The following is a 13667-nucleotide window of genomic DNA, read 5'->3' as shown; positions in this document are numbered from 1 at the left end:
TGTCCCCTGTCTGTGTATGCCCGCTTACAAAGTATATAGCGCCTTTAGCAATGCGATATTTCACTCAGTTTCGCGCAAGCGATGGGACTCCGACAGGACAGCTCTTATGTTGCGATGTGACAGAAACAAGAAGGGGGAGAATAACGGGACGAAACAGCGAGGCAACATGGGATGACGGTGACGGCGGGGGAAATCAGGCAACAAAAAGCCGGGAGAGCTGACGCCGTCCCGGCTTGTTTCACTGCAATTCGCTTACGCTTCGATAGCGGCGCGCAGTTTTTTCATCGCGTTCTTTTCCAACTGACGCACACGCTCGGCGGACACGCCATAACGGTCGGCCAGCTCCTGCAGCGTGGACTTGTTCTCTTCGTCCAGCCAGCGGGCGCGAATGATCTGCTGGCTACGTTCGTCCAGCCCCTGCATGGCATCGATCAGCTTGTTGGCGGCCTGCTCTTCCCAGTTATCGTCTTCAATGCCGTCGGCAAAGTTAGAAGATTTATCCTGCAGATAAAGCACCGGCGCCATCGGCTGACCGTCTTGCGCATCGTCGTCAGGAGACATATCAAAGGTCATGTCCTGGGCGGCCATACGCGATTCCATTTCACGCACGTCTTTGCTGGTTACGCCCAGCTCGCGGGCAACCATTTCCACTTCATCCTGGTTAAACCAGCCCAGACGCTGCTTGGTTTTACGCAGGTTAAAGAACAGCTTACGCTGTGCTTTTGTGGTGGCGACCTTCACGATACGCCAGTTGCGCAATACGTACTCGTGGATCTCAGCTTTAATCCAGTGTACGGCGAAGGAGACCAGGCGCACACCCACTTCCGGGTTGAAACGGCGCACGGCTTTCATCAGGCCGATATTCCCTTCCTGGATCAGATCCGCCTGCGGCAGACCATAGCCCGAGTAGTTACGAGCAATATGAACAACAAAGCGCAGGTGAGACAGAATCAGCTTTTTCGCTGCTTCCAGATCGCCCTGGTAATGCAGCTTTTCAGCCAGTGCCCGTTCTTCATCAGCCGTCAACATCGGCCATGCGTTAGCGGCCCGGATATACGACTCCAGGTTACCAACAGGGGCTAAAGCTAAAGTTTGCATTTCTTTGGTCATTCAAATCCTCTCAATTCACTTTCAACTGGCGGCGGTCTGTCCCCATCAGGCAACAAACATGCCAGCGTTTTTGAGCAACGAGAATAGCATTCACAGTTTTATCAGACAGTGATTTTATCCACAAGTTCCCTGTAGGGTTGTGAATAAATTACGCACAAATTGTGACATCCGGATGAAAAACCGCGGCAGGGAAGGTCAAACGAATCCGTATCCTTCCCGGCAACGGAATTCTGCATTGCAGGGAAGGAGTATACCAAAAATTTTTTAATCCGGAGTAAAGTGACGTAAATGTTGCACTGTCGCCAGCCAGGCCGCAACCCAGCCAATCATAGAGCACACCAGCAGCAACAGCAGGCACTCATCAAACGACAAACCGCTCAATTCAAACTGGGTGCCAAACACCTTCGCCACTTCGGTCACCGCCGATGACAAACGCATCACCAGGATTTCCGACAGGATCAGCGACAAGAATGCGCCGGAGAAGCCGAGCAGCGCGCCACCATACAGGAACGGGCGCAAAATAAAGCCATCCGTTGCGCCAATCAGTTTCTGCACGTTAATGGTGTCACGGCGGGCGAAAATACTCAGCCGCACGCTGTTGCCAATCACCAGGAAGACAGCCGCCACCATCAATACGCCAATCATCGCCGACACGCGCCCCACCAGTCCGGTGAGCGAAGCCAGGCGCGCAAACCAGCTATCGTCCATGCGCACTTCATCAATGCCGTGGATACGGGAAATGCGGTCACGCAAGGTATTCAGCGAATCGGGCGTCTGGAAATCCAGTTTCGGTACCACGACCGCCACCGCAGGCAATGGATTCTCTTCCAGCATATCCAGCGCACCGCCGAAACCAGACCAGTTGCGGAACTCGCCAAGCGCATCCTCGCGGGAGAGATAGTTAACCTTTTCAACCCCCTGCTCCGACTGTAGTTGCCCCACCACCTGCTGTGCGGCGTTATCATCCAGCGCTTTGTCGAAGTAAACGGTGATCTGCGGAGACGGGTAGTACTGCGAGGCCGCCTGGTTGACGTTTTTGTACACCATGTAGCAAACGCTGGGCAGCGTCAGTGAGATGGCGATAACCATTACTGTCAGGAAGGTCGCCAGCGGTTTACTTTTCAGATCCTGCAGAGCGCCATGCCAGGCGTAGCGCACCTGCTCGTTAAACACATTGGTTTTACGCGATGGCGCTTTGTTCGCCGCTTTGCCGCGACGCGGCGCATTGCGGTTGTTGTCACCGGCAGAACCCGAGGCTTTACGGAAACGGTCAAGCTTGCTGCCAAACTGCCGAATCTGGTTTAGTGCATCACGCTTATTCACCCGCATGGCCTCCGTGCAAATGGCCGTCGCTCAGGTTCAGCATGCGGTACGAACGCCGGGAAATAAGCCCCAGATCGTGTGTCGCCATCAACACTGTCACCCCAACGCGGTTAAATTCCTCGAACAGACGCAAGATCCCTTCCGACAGCGCGTCATCCAGGTTGCCGGTCGGTTCATCCGCCAGCAGCACTGCAGGCTTATTCACCACCGCACGGGCAATACCCACGCGCTGTTGTTCACCGCCGGAGAGCTGGATCGGAAAGCTTTTCGCTTTGTCGAGCAGACCGACTTTATCCAGCGCCGCAGAGACGCGACGGCGAATGTCATCGCCGCTGGCGCCAGCAATGATCAGCGGGATCGCCACATTGTCGAACACCGTACGGTCCATCAACAGATGGTGATCCTGAAAAATCATGCCGATTTGGCGGCGCAAAAACGGCACTTCGCGGTTCTTCAGACGGCTAATATCGTGGCCGCCGAACAGGATTTTCCCGGCGCTGGGCCGCTCAATCCCACAGATAAGCTTCAGCAGGGTGCTTTTCCCCGCACCGGAATGCCCGGTCAGAAAGGCCATCTCGCCCGGCTGCAGGTGAAAGGTCACCCCCTGCAGCGCTTGTCTCCCACCGAGATAGGCTTTGCTGACGTGTTCAAAGCGAATCATTGTTAATCCTCTCGGGCAAAAAGTGCCTCTATAAAATCGCCCGCATTAAACGGACGCAGATCCTCAATACGCTCGCCGACGCCAATGTAACGGATAGGAATGCCAAACTGATCCGCCACCGAGAAAATCACGCCGCCCTTGGCCGTACCGTCGAGTTTGGTCAGTGTGATCCCCGTTAACCCTACCGCTTCGTGGAACAGTTTGGCCTGGCTGATGGCATTTTGCCCGGTGCTGGCATCGATCGTCAGCATCACTTCGTGCGGCGCCTCTTCGTCCAGTTTTTTCATCACGCGGACGATTTTCTTCAGCTCTTCCATCAGGTGCGATTTGTTCTGCAAACGCCCTGCGGTATCGGCAATCAGCACATCCACGTTACGCGCTTTCGCCGCCTGGATAGCGTCAAAAATCACCGAGGCGGAATCCGCGCCAGTATGTTGGGCAATCACCGGAATGTTATTGCGCTGACCCCACACCTGGAGCTGCTCCACCGCTGCCGCACGGAAGGTATCCCCCGCCGCCAGCATGACCGATTTGCCCTGTTGCTCAAACTGACGCGCCAGTTTGCCGATGGTGGTGGTTTTCCCCACGCCATTCACGCCAACCATCAGGATAACAAACGGCGTTTTACCTTCTACGTTGAGCGGCTCATCCACTTTGGCAAGGATCCCGCTCATCTCATCTTTCAGCAAACCATACAGTGCTTCGGCGTCGCGCAGTTGTTTGCGACTGGCGCCTTCCGTCAGATTGGTGATGATTTTACGCGTGGTTTCCACGCCCACATCCGCAATCAGCAGTTGCTCTTCCAGCTCTTCAAACAGATCATCGTCGATCTTTTTCCCGCGGAACAGACTGATAAATCCGGATCCGAGATTTTCTTTTGTTTTCAGAAGGCTGCGTTTAAGACGCGCAAAGAAACCCTCTTTCGTCGGTTTCTCCTGTTCAATTACCGTCTCGTCCACCGGCACCACCACAACCGCTTCTTCAGCCGCCTGCGCCGCCAGCGCCTGGGTTTCCAGCTCTTCGTCGCTCAGCGGCGCGTCGTCTTCAGCATCAACGTGCGCTTCCGCCTGTTGTTCGGTTTCCGACAGCCACTCTTCAGCCCCGATCTCCTGCTCAACCACTTCTTCCGGCAGCGGCAGTTCTTCGTGTTTAACCTGCGCGCGCGTCTCTTCCGCGACCGGTTCCGGCGACGGTGCTTCGTGGCTGAGCGTTTCGCTTACCGCCACCACCTCTTCGGCGAATTTTTCACTGTCGGCAGGCTCAACCACCGGCGTCTCTTCAACCGGCTGCTCGGTGACAGGCTGCTGTTCGGTTTGCGCCTCATCGGCCTGTTCTTTCTGTCCAAAGCCCAGCCAGGAAAAAAAGCCACGTTTCTTCTCATTTGCCATTGGCGACCACACTCCTCGCGATTGATTCATGGCGCAGCCCGTCTGCACGACCAGGACTGAAAACATTTGTTAATTAGTCGGATAGTCTACCACTTTCCTGAACTCGCATCACGACCTGAGGATTAGGGTTTAACGTCCTTCTCTGGACCGCTAGAATAGCAGGCCGAAATGATGAGCAAAGCGAAAACCATGAAGAAACCCAACCGTGCCGCCAGCGGCCAGATACGCATTATCGGCGGGCAGTGGCGAGGCCGTAAACTTCCGGTACCCGACAGTCCCGGACTGCGCCCGACTACCGACCGCGTGCGTGAAACATTGTTCAACTGGCTGGCGCCATCAATGGTAGACGCCCACTGTCTCGACTGCTTCGCCGGTAGCGGCGCGCTGGGGCTCGAGGCGCTGTCGCGCTATGCGGCCAGCGCCACCTTGCTGGAAATGGAGCGCAGCGTCGCCGGGCAACTGCAGCAAAATCTGGCCACGCTCAAAGCCAGCAACGCCAAAGTGGTCAACACCAACACGCTGACTTTTTTAGCCGCGCCGGGCACGCCGCACAATATTGTGTTTATCGATCCGCCCTTTCGCAAAGGCATGCTGGAAGAGACGTTGCGTTTGCTGGAAAACAACGGTTGGCTCGCCAATGAAGCGTTAATCTATATAGAAAGCGAAGTGGAAAATGGGCAGCCGCCGGTGCCTGCGCACTGGCAACTGCATCGGGAAAAAGTCGCGGGTCAGGTGGCTTACCGTCTCTATCACCGCGCAGCACAAGGAGAGAAGCATGCCGTTGCTGATTAATCTGGGCCGTCTGTTGATGCTGTGCATCTGGGCCTTTTTGCTCTGGAACTTAATTAAACCCTTTCCGCGCCCGCTGAATATTTTTGTCAACGTCGCGCTGGTATTCACCGTGTTTATGCACGCGTTGCAGGCTACCATGCTGAAAAGCGCGCTGCCGAAAGACGGTCCGCAGATGAGCAAAGCAGAACAGATCCGTATCTTCCTGTTCGGCGTTTTTGAGCTGTTGATCTGGCAAGAAAGGCTCAAAGCAAAGAAATAAACCGGTCAGAAAAAGCGGAATTACGCCCATAGTGGGGGAGTCAGCATTGTCATCCCCCTTTCCCCGCCACTACACTGAGTAAGAGAGATTCACGCAACACTAAAAGATACAGGGACTTAATTATGCTGTGGTCATTTATTGCTGTCTGTTTATCCGCCTGGTTGTATGTCGACGCCTCCTATCGCGGTCCGGCCTGGCAGCGTTGGGTTTTCAAACCCGTTACCTTACTTCTCCTGCTGCTGCTGGCCTGGCAAGCCCCGATGTTCGATGCCATCAGCTACCTTGTGCTGGCGGGTCTGTGCGCTTCCCTGGTCGGGGATGCGCTGACGCTTCTGCCGCGGCAAAAAATGCTCTACGCCATTGGGGCATTTTTCCTTGCGCATCTGCTCTATACCATCTACTTCGCCAGCCAAATGACGCTCTCCTTCTTCTGGCCATTGCCGCTGGCGTTGCTGGTGATTGGCGCGCTGCTGGTGGCAGTGATCTGGACGCGGCTGGAAGAGCTGCGCCTGCCGGTGCTCACCTTTATTGCCATGACGCTGGTGATGGTCTGGCTGGCGGGCGAACTGTGGTTCTTCCGTCCGACAAGCCCTGCGCTGTCTGCGTTTGTCGGTGCCGCGCTGCTACTGCTCGGCAATGTGGTCTGGCTGGGCAGCCACTACCGTAAGCGCTTTAGCGCCGATAACGCGATTGCGTCCGCTTGCTACTTCGCCGGGCATTTTCTGATCGTTCGTTCTCTGTATATTTAAAAAGCTTGACTCTGGAGTCGACTCCAGAGTGCATACTCCGGTTAATGAGAAAATTATCATTAACCGGAGGATGCAATGCCCACCCCCACACCGCAGCCTGAACAGAAAAAAGCCCCGCAGTTCGCAGCGGTCAAACTCCGCCCGATGCCGGAAAAACCGCAACCGTGCTGCGCCGACGAAACCTGTGAAAACAGCGTTGCTGCCCCGGTTAGTGCCGAAGGCGAGCGTTATAGCTGGCAGGTCTCCGGCATGGATTGCGCCGCCTGTGCCCGTAAAGTGGAAAACGCCGTACGCCAGCTTGAGGGCATTGGCCTGGTGCAGGTTGCTTTCGCCACAGAAAAACTCACCGTCGTGGCTAACCGCGATGTGCGTACACAGGTCGAACAGGCAGTACAGCAAGCGGGTTATCAGTTGCGAGGCGAACACAGCGCGCCGGAAGTTGCCCCTTCTCGTCTGCGTGAAAACCTGCCGTTGATCCTGCTGGTCGTCATGATGGCAATCAGTTGGTCGCTGGAGCAGTTCAACCATCCGTTCGGTCAGGCGGCGTTTATCGCCACCACGCTTGTCGGTCTGTGGCCTATCGCCCGCCAGGCACTGCGGTTGATGAAGAGCGGCTCCTGGTTCGCCATCGAAACGTTAATGAGCGTCGCCGCCATCGGTGCGTTGTTTATTGGTGCCACGGCTGAAGCCGCCATGGTGCTGATGCTGTTTTTAATTGGCGAACGCCTTGAAGGCTGGGCTGCCAGCCGCGCGCGCCGAGGTGTCAGCGCATTGATGGCGCTGAAACCGGACACCGCCACCCGCCTGCGCAACGGTGACCGTCAGACGGTGGCAGCCAGCGAACTGCAACCCGGTGACACGATTGAAGTCCCGGCCGGTGGGCGTTTACCGGCGGATGGTCGTCTGCTGTCTTCATTCGCCAGTTTTGATGAAAGCGCGCTCACCGGCGAATCCGTACCGGTTGAACGCGCCAGCGGCGAGGCGGTTCCTGCCGGGGCGACCAGCGTTGATCGGCTGGTCACGCTGGAAGTGGTTTCCCGACCGGGCGAAAGCGCCATCGACCGCATCCTGAAATTGATTGAAGAAGCGGAAGAGCGCCGCGCGCCGATTGAACGCTTTATCGATCGTTTTAGTCGCATCTACACGCCGGCGATCATGGCGGTGGCATTGCTGGTCGCCCTCCTGCCTCCGCTGCTGTTTTCCGCGCCATGGCTGGAGTGGATCTACAAAAGTCTGGCGCTGTTGCTGATTGGCTGCCCCTGCGCGCTGGTGATCTCCACCCCGGCAGCTATCACTTCCGGCCTCGCAGCAGCGGCGCGGCGCGGTGCGCTGATCAAAGGCGGCGCAGCGCTGGAGCAACTGGGCAGTATCCGCCAGGTCGCTTTTGATAAGACCGGTACGCTGACCATCGGGAAACCGCAGGTCGCCGCGTTAAACCCGCTGAGCGGGTGCAGCGAAGAGGAACTGTTAACACTGAGCGCCGCCGTTGAACAAGGCTCCACCCACCCGCTGGCGCAGGCCATCGTGCAGGAGGCTCAACGTCGCCAGCTCGCCATTCCCGATGCGCAGGCGCAGCGCGCCCTGGCCGGGAAAGGCATTGAGGCCGAAGTCAACGGGCGCGTCATCCGCATCAGCGCGCCGGATAAACTTGCCGCAGGCATGCTGGACAGCGCATTACTGGCACAGATTAACAACCAGGAAAGCCACGGTCAGACGGTGGTTGTGGTACAGCGTGACGAAGAAGTGATGGGGACGCTGGCGTTGCAGGATACGTTGCGTGAAGACGCCAAAGAAGCAGTAGCCGCGCTCCATGCGTTAGGGGTACAAGGCGTGATCCTCACCGGCGATAACCCGCGTGCAGCCGCGGCGATTGCCGGGGAACTGGGACTGGATTTCCGCGCCGGGTTGCTGCCAGAAGATAAAGTCAGTGCCGTACAGGCATTAAACCAGCATGCGCCGCTGGCGATGGTGGGTGATGGCATTAACGACGCCCCGGCAATGAAAGCCGCCACCATTGGCATTGCGATGGGCAGCGGTACAGACGTCGCACTGGAAACCGCCGATGCAGCATTAACCCATAACCGGTTGACCGGTCTGGGTCAGATGATCCGCCTGGCCCGCGCCACACACAGCAATATCCGGCAGAACATCGCCATGGCGCTGGGACTGAAGGCCATATTCCTGGTGACAACGCTGCTGGGAATAACGGGATTGTGGCTGGCGGTGCTGGCGGATACGGGCGCGACGGTGCTGGTGACCGCCAACGCCCTGCGCCTGTTGCGCCGCAAAGATTAGTGGCTTTTACGCACTACATAGCGGTACGGCAGCGTCTCGGTTTGCCCGGCGACCAGCTCATGTTCCATAAAACGGCAAAAGCCGGGAATATCGCGGGTGGTTGCCGGATCGTCGGCAATAATCAGTAATGTTTCGCCAACCTGCATGTTGCGTACGGTTTTGCGCACCATCATTACCGGCTCCGGACAGCGCAGGCCCTGAGCGTCCAGCGTATGGTCGGCAGTGGTAAACGGATCGGTCATTTTCATCTCACAACGGAAAAAACCGCATTAGTTTACGCTGCCTTTTTTGTGACGCAAGCAAGGTTAACGATTGCGTTAAAAATAGCCATTGCATCCGGTGATGATTGCAGTATCATGCGGCGGCTCTGTTTAACAGAGCATAAAAAGTACTGGGTTCCCTCACCCCATTTACCAAAAAGGTCACAATATGACGCAATTTTCGCACTCGCAGCGCATGAAGGCGCTGTTCTGGCTTTCGCTTTTTCACCTGCTGGTGATCATCTCCAGTAACTATCTGGTCCAGTTGCCGGTCGCCATTTTTGGTTTCCACACCACCTGGGGCGCATTCAGCTTCCCGTTTATCTTCCTGGCGACGGATTTAACCGTACGCATTTTCGGCGCGCCCCTCGCCCGGCGGATTATCTTCGCGGTGATGGTTCCGGCACTGCTGGCTTCGTATGTGATCTCCTCCCTGTTCTATATGGGTTCCTGGCAGGGCTTTGGCGCACTCGCCCACTTCAATCTGTTCGTGGCACGTATCGCCACCGCCAGTTTTATGGCCTATGCGCTGGGGCAGATTCTTGATGTACACGTGTTTAACCGCCTGCGTCAGAACCGTCGCTGGTGGCTGGCGCCTGCGGCATCAACCGTTTTTGGCAACGCCAGCGACACCGTTGCGTTCTTCTTTATTGCCTTCTGGCACAGCCCGGATGCATTTATGGCGCAGCACTGGATGGAAATCGCGCTGGTGGACTACGGCTTTAAGGTGATTATCAGCATCGCTTTCTTCCTGCCGATGTACGGTGTGCTTTTGAATATGTTGCTGAAAAGGCTGGCAGACAAATCTGAAATTCCCGCATTACAGGCCAGCTAAAGGTACGGCTTATCAGTTATGATAAGATGCACTGATGAGCCGTTATGGCTGTTTATTGAAAGGATGAAGTCAATGCGCAATCTGGTGAAATATGTCGGTATTGGCCTGCTGGTAATGGGGCTGGCGGCCTGTGATAACAGCGACAGCAAAAAGCCTGCTCAGGGTACTGCTGCTGAAAGCAACGCCAACGGCCAGCCCGTCACGCTGCTCGACGGCAAACTCAGCTTCTCGCTTCCGGCAGATATGACCGATCAGAGCGGCAAACTGGGTACTCAGGCTAACAATATGCACGTTTATTCCGACGCTACCGGCCAGAAAGCAGTGATTGTGATTGTCGGCGACAACACCCAGGAAGATCTCGCCGCACTGGCGAAACGCCTGGAAGATCAGCAGCGCAGCCGTGACCCGCAACTGCAAGTGGTAACCAACAAATCCATTGAGCTGAAAGGCCAGACCCTGCAACAGCTCGACAGCATTATCTCCGCCAAAGGCCAGACTGCATGGTCTTCTGTGGTACTGGGTAAGGTAGATAATAAACTGCTGACCCTGCAGGTGACGCTGCCAGCGGACAACCAACAGCAAGCGCAAACCGCAGCAGAAAACATTATCAATACCATCGTGGTGAATTAACACCGCGCCGGAATGAAAAAAGGAACCTTCGGGTTCCTTTTTTATTGCCAGAGGGTGACTATCATCAGCCTTAACTGAGGAAAATAGCCGGTCCTTTATCTTCAATGGTATTGAGAATACGTAATGCCGCATTATTGGGTTTGCTTTCGTTGCGCTCCCACTTCGACACACTTTCAACCGACATGCCAACGGTGCGTGCCAGCGCCGCCTGTGACATTTTCCAGTGCGTGCGGACTTGTTTAATTTGCATACCCGTCATTGGACGCACTTCAGGAATATTGCGCGCCTCTATCGCTTCATTAATGCTGGCGACCGTTTCATCCTGTACCACGCCCAGTTTGTTGTAGCGTTTTGCCATAGCCTGAATGCGTTTCAGATGGTCACTCATGACATTTCACCTCAATTAAATCGTCGCTTTTTAACAGACGCGCCAGCGTCTCTTCGGGCATAACCATAAAATCCTTCGCGACAGCGCAATAAGCATCGATCTCATCGTCTTCAAGTTCTTTTCCCTTCTTCTTTGAGAGTTCACTTTTCACATACATGTCAAAGAAAAAAAGATTGTCGCCTTCGTGAAAAAAGACAATTGCGCGAGCGCCATCACGAGAACTCACAGCAGGTAAAGCAATGCGCTTTTTATAAGTAAACTTACCAAGCCTGTCGCCATGAAGCCCGGCAATAATGGCAGCGGCTGTTTTACATAACGTTTTATCACTGATACGCACCCTTCTGCGCTCCTGGTCAAACTCCATTGTCAGGTAGATACCCATAGCTTCCTTGCTCTCATCTTGCACCCGTAAGGAAGACTATAGTCTTCCTTACGGGTTAGAACAAGATTTGAGCATCCAGGTGCTGCCCTTATTCACCCCCACCCAACGGCCTGTGCTTCAATCGCCACGCCAGCAGTAGCGCTATCGCCACCAGTCCCGCCGCCGCCAGATAAATCATCGAGACCCCGGACCAGGCCATCAACAGCCCTGCCAGCGGCCCGGTAATGCCGAGCGACAAATCCATAAACACCGTATAAGTTGCCAGCGCAGAACCCTGGTTATGCTGCGGTACGGCTTTCACCGCCACCACGCCAAGCGCAGGGAAAACCAGCGAAAAACCCGCGCCGGCAAGGAAAACGCCGAGTTTCGCCATCCACGGATCCGCCGCCAGCCCTACCAGCACCAGGCCGAGGGTTTCCACCGCAAAGCAGATCATCGCCACATTCAACCCGCCAAAGCGGTTAATGCCGTTCGGAAACAGCAGCCGCGTCCCCACGAACGCCATACTGAACAGCGTCAGAGCGAAGGCCGCGCCCTCCCAGCCCTGAGCATCGTAGTAAAGGGTAATAAAGGTGGCGATAACACCGAAGCCCGCGGAACCCAGCGCCAGTGCCAGGCCATACACCCACACGCGACCCAATACGGCACGAAACGGCAGCGGTTTACCTTTACTGGCTTTCACTGCCGGGCGCGGCAGCGCCAGCAGAATCGCCAACAGCGCCACCCCCATGATCGTGAGCGACAGCCCTTCTAAACCACCGTAGTGATAACAGAGCACCCCAAGCGGCGCGCCAAGCGCCATCGCGCCATACGTCGCAATGCCATTCCACGAAATAACGCGACCAATATGTATGGAACCGACCACGCCGACACCCCACAAAGTGGCTCCGGTTCCGGCAAAGCTCTGACCAATCCCTAAAATGACACGCCCGAGGCACAGCAACACCAGGCTAAGGGTACCGGCATGGCCGCCCATTCCCGCCAGCATGTAGCTCAGGCCGCTAAGAAACGCGCCGCACAGGCCAAATACCACCACCTTTTTCGGCCCCAGCGCATCGGCATAACGCCCGGCATGCGGTCGGCTAAGCAGCGTAGCGAAGTATTGCAAACTGATGACCAGCCCGGCCCAGAAGGCGCTATATCCCATTACATCATGGACATAGCCAGGCAGCACGGCCAGCGGCAGGCCGATAGTGAGGTAGCTTGCGAAGTTAAAAATAACGACGGACAAAATCCGCAGATTAAGACGCCATCCGCTAAGCGCCGATTCGGCGGCGTTTTCAGGCATGAGAGTTAAACCCAGATATTTACAACAGTGTTTCACTATTACCACGTCAGCGCACAGAAATCAGCATCCACTTTAAGAATATCGTCGTCAGGCGAAGGGCTTACGAGGCACTACACTTGAACAGGCAAAATGACATAAGGACGTACACATGACACATCCTCAGCCTGATCAGGCGGGTTTACACATTCTCTTAAAACTGGCTGCACTGGTGGTGATCCTCGCCGGTATCCACGCTGCCGCCGATATTATTGTGCAACTCTTACTGGCGCTCTTTTTCGCCATCGTACTCAACCCGTTAGTCAGCTGGTTTATCCGCCGGAAACTGTCGCGCCCGGTCGCCATCGCCATCGTCGTGCTGGTTATGCTGATCGTCCTTACTGCGCTGGTTGGTGTGCTGGCCGCGTCGATAAACGACTTTATGACCCTGTTGCCAAAATACAACCGCGAATTTACGCGCAAATTCCTCGACCTGCAGCAAATGGTGCCGTTCCTCAACCTGCATATGTCGCCGGAACGCATGCTGCAACGGATGGACTCCGAGCGAGTGATGACCTTTGCCACCACGATGATGACCCAACTCTCCAACGCCATGGCCAGCATCCTCCTGCTGGTGATGACCGTCGTATTTATGCTGTTTGAAGTCCGCCACGTGCCTTATAAACTGCGTTTCGCGCTGCGTAACCCGCAGATCCACATTGCCGGGTTGCACCGTGCGCTAAAAGGTGTGTCGCACTATCTGGCGCTGAAAACCTTGCTCAGTTTATGGACCGGCGTCATTGTCTGGCTGGGTTTGGTGCTGCTGGATGTGCAATTCGCCCTGATGTGGGGGGTACTGGCGTTTTTGCTCAACTATGTTCCCAATATTGGTTCCGTGATCTCCGCCATTCCGCCGATGCTCCAGGCGTTACTGTTTAACGGACTTTATGAATGCCTGCTGGTGGGTGCGCTCTTTCTGGTGGTGCATATGATCATCGGCAATATTCTGGAGCCCCGTATGATGGGCCACCGTCTCGGCATGTCGACGCTGGTGGTATTTTTATCCTTATTAATCTGGGGCTGGTTGCTCGGCCCGGTGGGTATGCTGTTGTCGGTTCCCCTCACCAGCGTATGTAAAATCTGGATGGAGACCACCACCGGGGGGAGCAAGCTGGCTATTTTACTCGGACCAGGCCGCCCCAAAAGCCGGTTGCCAGGATAAATGACCTACCAACGAGGGTAGTTTTATATTTATCTTATTAACGTTAGAGTGAAGAAAATAATTGCGCCTGCTTTATTGCAGGCGTTTTTACGATAAAAATGACAGTGCT

15 protein-coding genes are annotated in these 13667 nt (G+C 55.6%); 7 read left to right on the top strand and 8 right to left on the bottom strand.

Annotated elements, in window-relative coordinates; genetic code table 11:
* Positions 1-252: 252 nt before the first annotated feature.
* From rpoH to ftsY, 4 genes are all read right to left on the bottom strand, one after another.
* Positions 253-1110 carry an RNA polymerase sigma factor RpoH gene (gene rpoH, locus ACQ3G7_RS18960; protein ID WP_430891208.1) on the bottom strand — a complete coding sequence of 286 codons (858 nt, stop codon included), beginning with the start codon at positions 1108-1110 and terminating at the stop codon, positions 253-255.
* A gap of 264 nt (positions 1111-1374) precedes the next feature.
* On the bottom strand, positions 1375-2433 hold the full coding sequence (gene ftsX, locus ACQ3G7_RS18955) for a permease-like cell division protein FtsX (protein WP_263098986.1): 1059 nt from the start codon (positions 2431-2433) through the stop codon (positions 1375-1377).
* Positions 2426-3094: a cell division ATP-binding protein FtsE gene (ftsE, locus tag ACQ3G7_RS18950; protein WP_430891206.1), complete on the bottom strand. Its 669-nt coding sequence runs from the start codon at positions 3092-3094 to the stop codon at positions 2426-2428. Before ftsE ends, ftsX begins: the two co-directional genes overlap by 8 nt.
* Positions 3095-3096: 2 nt before the next feature.
* Positions 3097-4482: a signal recognition particle-docking protein FtsY gene (ftsY, locus tag ACQ3G7_RS18945; RefSeq protein ID WP_430891204.1), complete on the bottom strand. Its 1386-nt coding sequence runs from the start codon at positions 4480-4482 to the stop codon at positions 3097-3099.
* 189 nt (positions 4483-4671) lie between these two features.
* On the opposite strand from ftsY, the gene rsmD reads away from it, so the two are divergent.
* The 4 genes from rsmD to zntA all read left to right on the top strand — a co-directional run bounded on the left by rsmD (position 4672) and on the right by zntA (position 8577).
* Positions 4672-5274, top strand: a complete 603-nt coding sequence (gene rsmD / locus ACQ3G7_RS18940) for a 16S rRNA (guanine(966)-N(2))-methyltransferase (protein WP_430891202.1) — start codon at positions 4672-4674, stop codon at positions 5272-5274.
* Positions 5264-5533, top strand: a complete 270-nt coding sequence (locus ACQ3G7_RS18935) for a DUF1145 family protein (RefSeq protein ID WP_170933847.1) — start codon at positions 5264-5266, stop codon at positions 5531-5533. Before rsmD ends, ACQ3G7_RS18935 begins: the two co-directional genes overlap by 11 nt.
* 122 nt (positions 5534-5655) lie before the next feature.
* A complete protein-coding gene (locus tag ACQ3G7_RS18930) occupies positions 5656-6282 on the top strand; it encodes a lysoplasmalogenase (protein ID WP_263098983.1) in 627 nt (208 codons plus the stop codon).
* 75 nt (positions 6283-6357) lie between these two features.
* Positions 6358-8577: a Zn(II)/Cd(II)/Pb(II) translocating P-type ATPase ZntA gene (gene zntA, locus ACQ3G7_RS18925; RefSeq protein WP_430891199.1), complete on the top strand. Its 2220-nt coding sequence runs from the start codon at positions 6358-6360 to the stop codon at positions 8575-8577.
* Here zntA and tusA read toward each other — a convergent pair.
* Entirely contained in the window at positions 8574-8819 is a 246-nt protein-coding gene (gene tusA / locus ACQ3G7_RS18920; RefSeq protein WP_061499722.1) for a sulfurtransferase TusA, read from the bottom strand. The genes zntA and tusA overlap by 4 nt on opposite strands.
* A gap of 187 nt (positions 8820-9006) precedes the next feature.
* Here tusA and ACQ3G7_RS18915 point away from each other — a divergent pair, with 187 nt between their 5' ends.
* Both ACQ3G7_RS18915 and ACQ3G7_RS18910 read left to right on the top strand, forming a co-directional pair.
* Positions 9007-9672 carry a 7-cyano-7-deazaguanine/7-aminomethyl-7-deazaguanine transporter gene (locus ACQ3G7_RS18915; RefSeq protein WP_088238354.1) on the top strand — a complete coding sequence of 222 codons (666 nt, stop codon included), beginning with the start codon at positions 9007-9009 and terminating at the stop codon, positions 9670-9672.
* Between the two features lie 72 nt (positions 9673-9744).
* Positions 9745-10302: a DcrB family lipoprotein gene (locus ACQ3G7_RS18910; RefSeq protein ID WP_430891197.1), complete on the top strand. Its 558-nt coding sequence runs from the start codon at positions 9745-9747 to the stop codon at positions 10300-10302.
* A gap of 70 nt (positions 10303-10372) precedes the next feature.
* Here ACQ3G7_RS18910 and ACQ3G7_RS18905 read toward each other — a convergent pair whose 3' ends face one another.
* The 3 genes from ACQ3G7_RS18905 to ACQ3G7_RS18895 form a co-directional block, all read right to left on the bottom strand.
* Positions 10373-10690, bottom strand: a complete 318-nt coding sequence (locus ACQ3G7_RS18905; protein ID WP_430891195.1) for a helix-turn-helix domain-containing protein — start codon at positions 10688-10690, stop codon at positions 10373-10375.
* Positions 10683-11072, bottom strand: coding sequence for a type II toxin-antitoxin system RelE/ParE family toxin (locus ACQ3G7_RS18900; protein WP_430891193.1), 390 nt, complete (start codon positions 11070-11072; stop codon positions 10683-10685). The genes ACQ3G7_RS18905 and ACQ3G7_RS18900 overlap by 8 nt, the downstream gene beginning before the upstream one ends.
* An 88-nt stretch (positions 11073-11160) precedes the next feature.
* Positions 11161-12396, bottom strand: coding sequence for an MFS transporter (locus ACQ3G7_RS18895; protein ID WP_430891191.1), 1236 nt, complete (start codon positions 12394-12396; stop codon positions 11161-11163).
* Positions 12397-12508: 112 nt separating this feature from the next.
* Between ACQ3G7_RS18895 and ACQ3G7_RS18890 the strand changes: the two genes are divergently transcribed.
* Entirely contained in the window at positions 12509-13558 is a 1050-nt protein-coding gene (locus ACQ3G7_RS18890; RefSeq protein ID WP_430891189.1) for an AI-2E family transporter, read from the top strand.
* Positions 13559-13667: the final 109 nt, after the last annotated feature.

The sequence above is a fragment of the Kosakonia sp. N21 genome (assembly GCF_050587465.1).
Lineage (GTDB): Bacteria > Pseudomonadota > Gammaproteobacteria > Enterobacterales > Enterobacteriaceae.
Note: the sequence above shows the minus strand (reverse complement) of the source record. Positions and strands in the feature narration are given on the sequence as shown.

What these genes read in the sequence shown, in the direction of transcription:
- ftsE (WP_430891206.1), bottom strand. Translation starts at nt 3,094, where the DNA reads ATGATTCGCTTTGAACACGTCAGCAAAGCCTATCTCGGTGGGAGACAA.
- ftsY (WP_430891204.1), bottom strand. Translation starts at nt 4,482, where the DNA reads ATGGCAAATGAGAAGAAACGTGGCTTTTTTTCCTGGCTGGGCTTTGGA.
- rpoH (WP_430891208.1), bottom strand. Translation starts at nt 1,110, where the DNA reads ATGACCAAAGAAATGCAAACTTTAGCTTTAGCCCCTGTTGGTAACCTG.
- ACQ3G7_RS18930 (WP_263098983.1), top strand. Translation starts at nt 5,656, where the DNA reads ATGCTGTGGTCATTTATTGCTGTCTGTTTATCCGCCTGGTTGTATGTC.
- ACQ3G7_RS18905 (WP_430891195.1), bottom strand. Translation starts at nt 10,690, where the DNA reads ATGAGTGACCATCTGAAACGCATTCAGGCTATGGCAAAACGCTACAAC.
- ACQ3G7_RS18900 (WP_430891193.1), bottom strand. Translation starts at nt 11,072, where the DNA reads ATGGGTATCTACCTGACAATGGAGTTTGACCAGGAGCGCAGAAGGGTG.
- ACQ3G7_RS18910 (WP_430891197.1), top strand. Translation starts at nt 9,745, where the DNA reads ATGCGCAATCTGGTGAAATATGTCGGTATTGGCCTGCTGGTAATGGGG.
- ACQ3G7_RS18915 (WP_088238354.1), top strand. Translation starts at nt 9,007, where the DNA reads ATGACGCAATTTTCGCACTCGCAGCGCATGAAGGCGCTGTTCTGGCTT.
- ACQ3G7_RS18890 (WP_430891189.1), top strand. Translation starts at nt 12,509, where the DNA reads ATGACACATCCTCAGCCTGATCAGGCGGGTTTACACATTCTCTTAAAA.
- rsmD (WP_430891202.1), top strand. Translation starts at nt 4,672, where the DNA reads ATGAAGAAACCCAACCGTGCCGCCAGCGGCCAGATACGCATTATCGGC.
- tusA (WP_061499722.1), bottom strand. Translation starts at nt 8,819, where the DNA reads ATGACCGATCCGTTTACCACTGCCGACCATACGCTGGACGCTCAGGGC.
- zntA (WP_430891199.1), top strand. Translation starts at nt 6,358, where the DNA reads ATGCCCACCCCCACACCGCAGCCTGAACAGAAAAAAGCCCCGCAGTTC.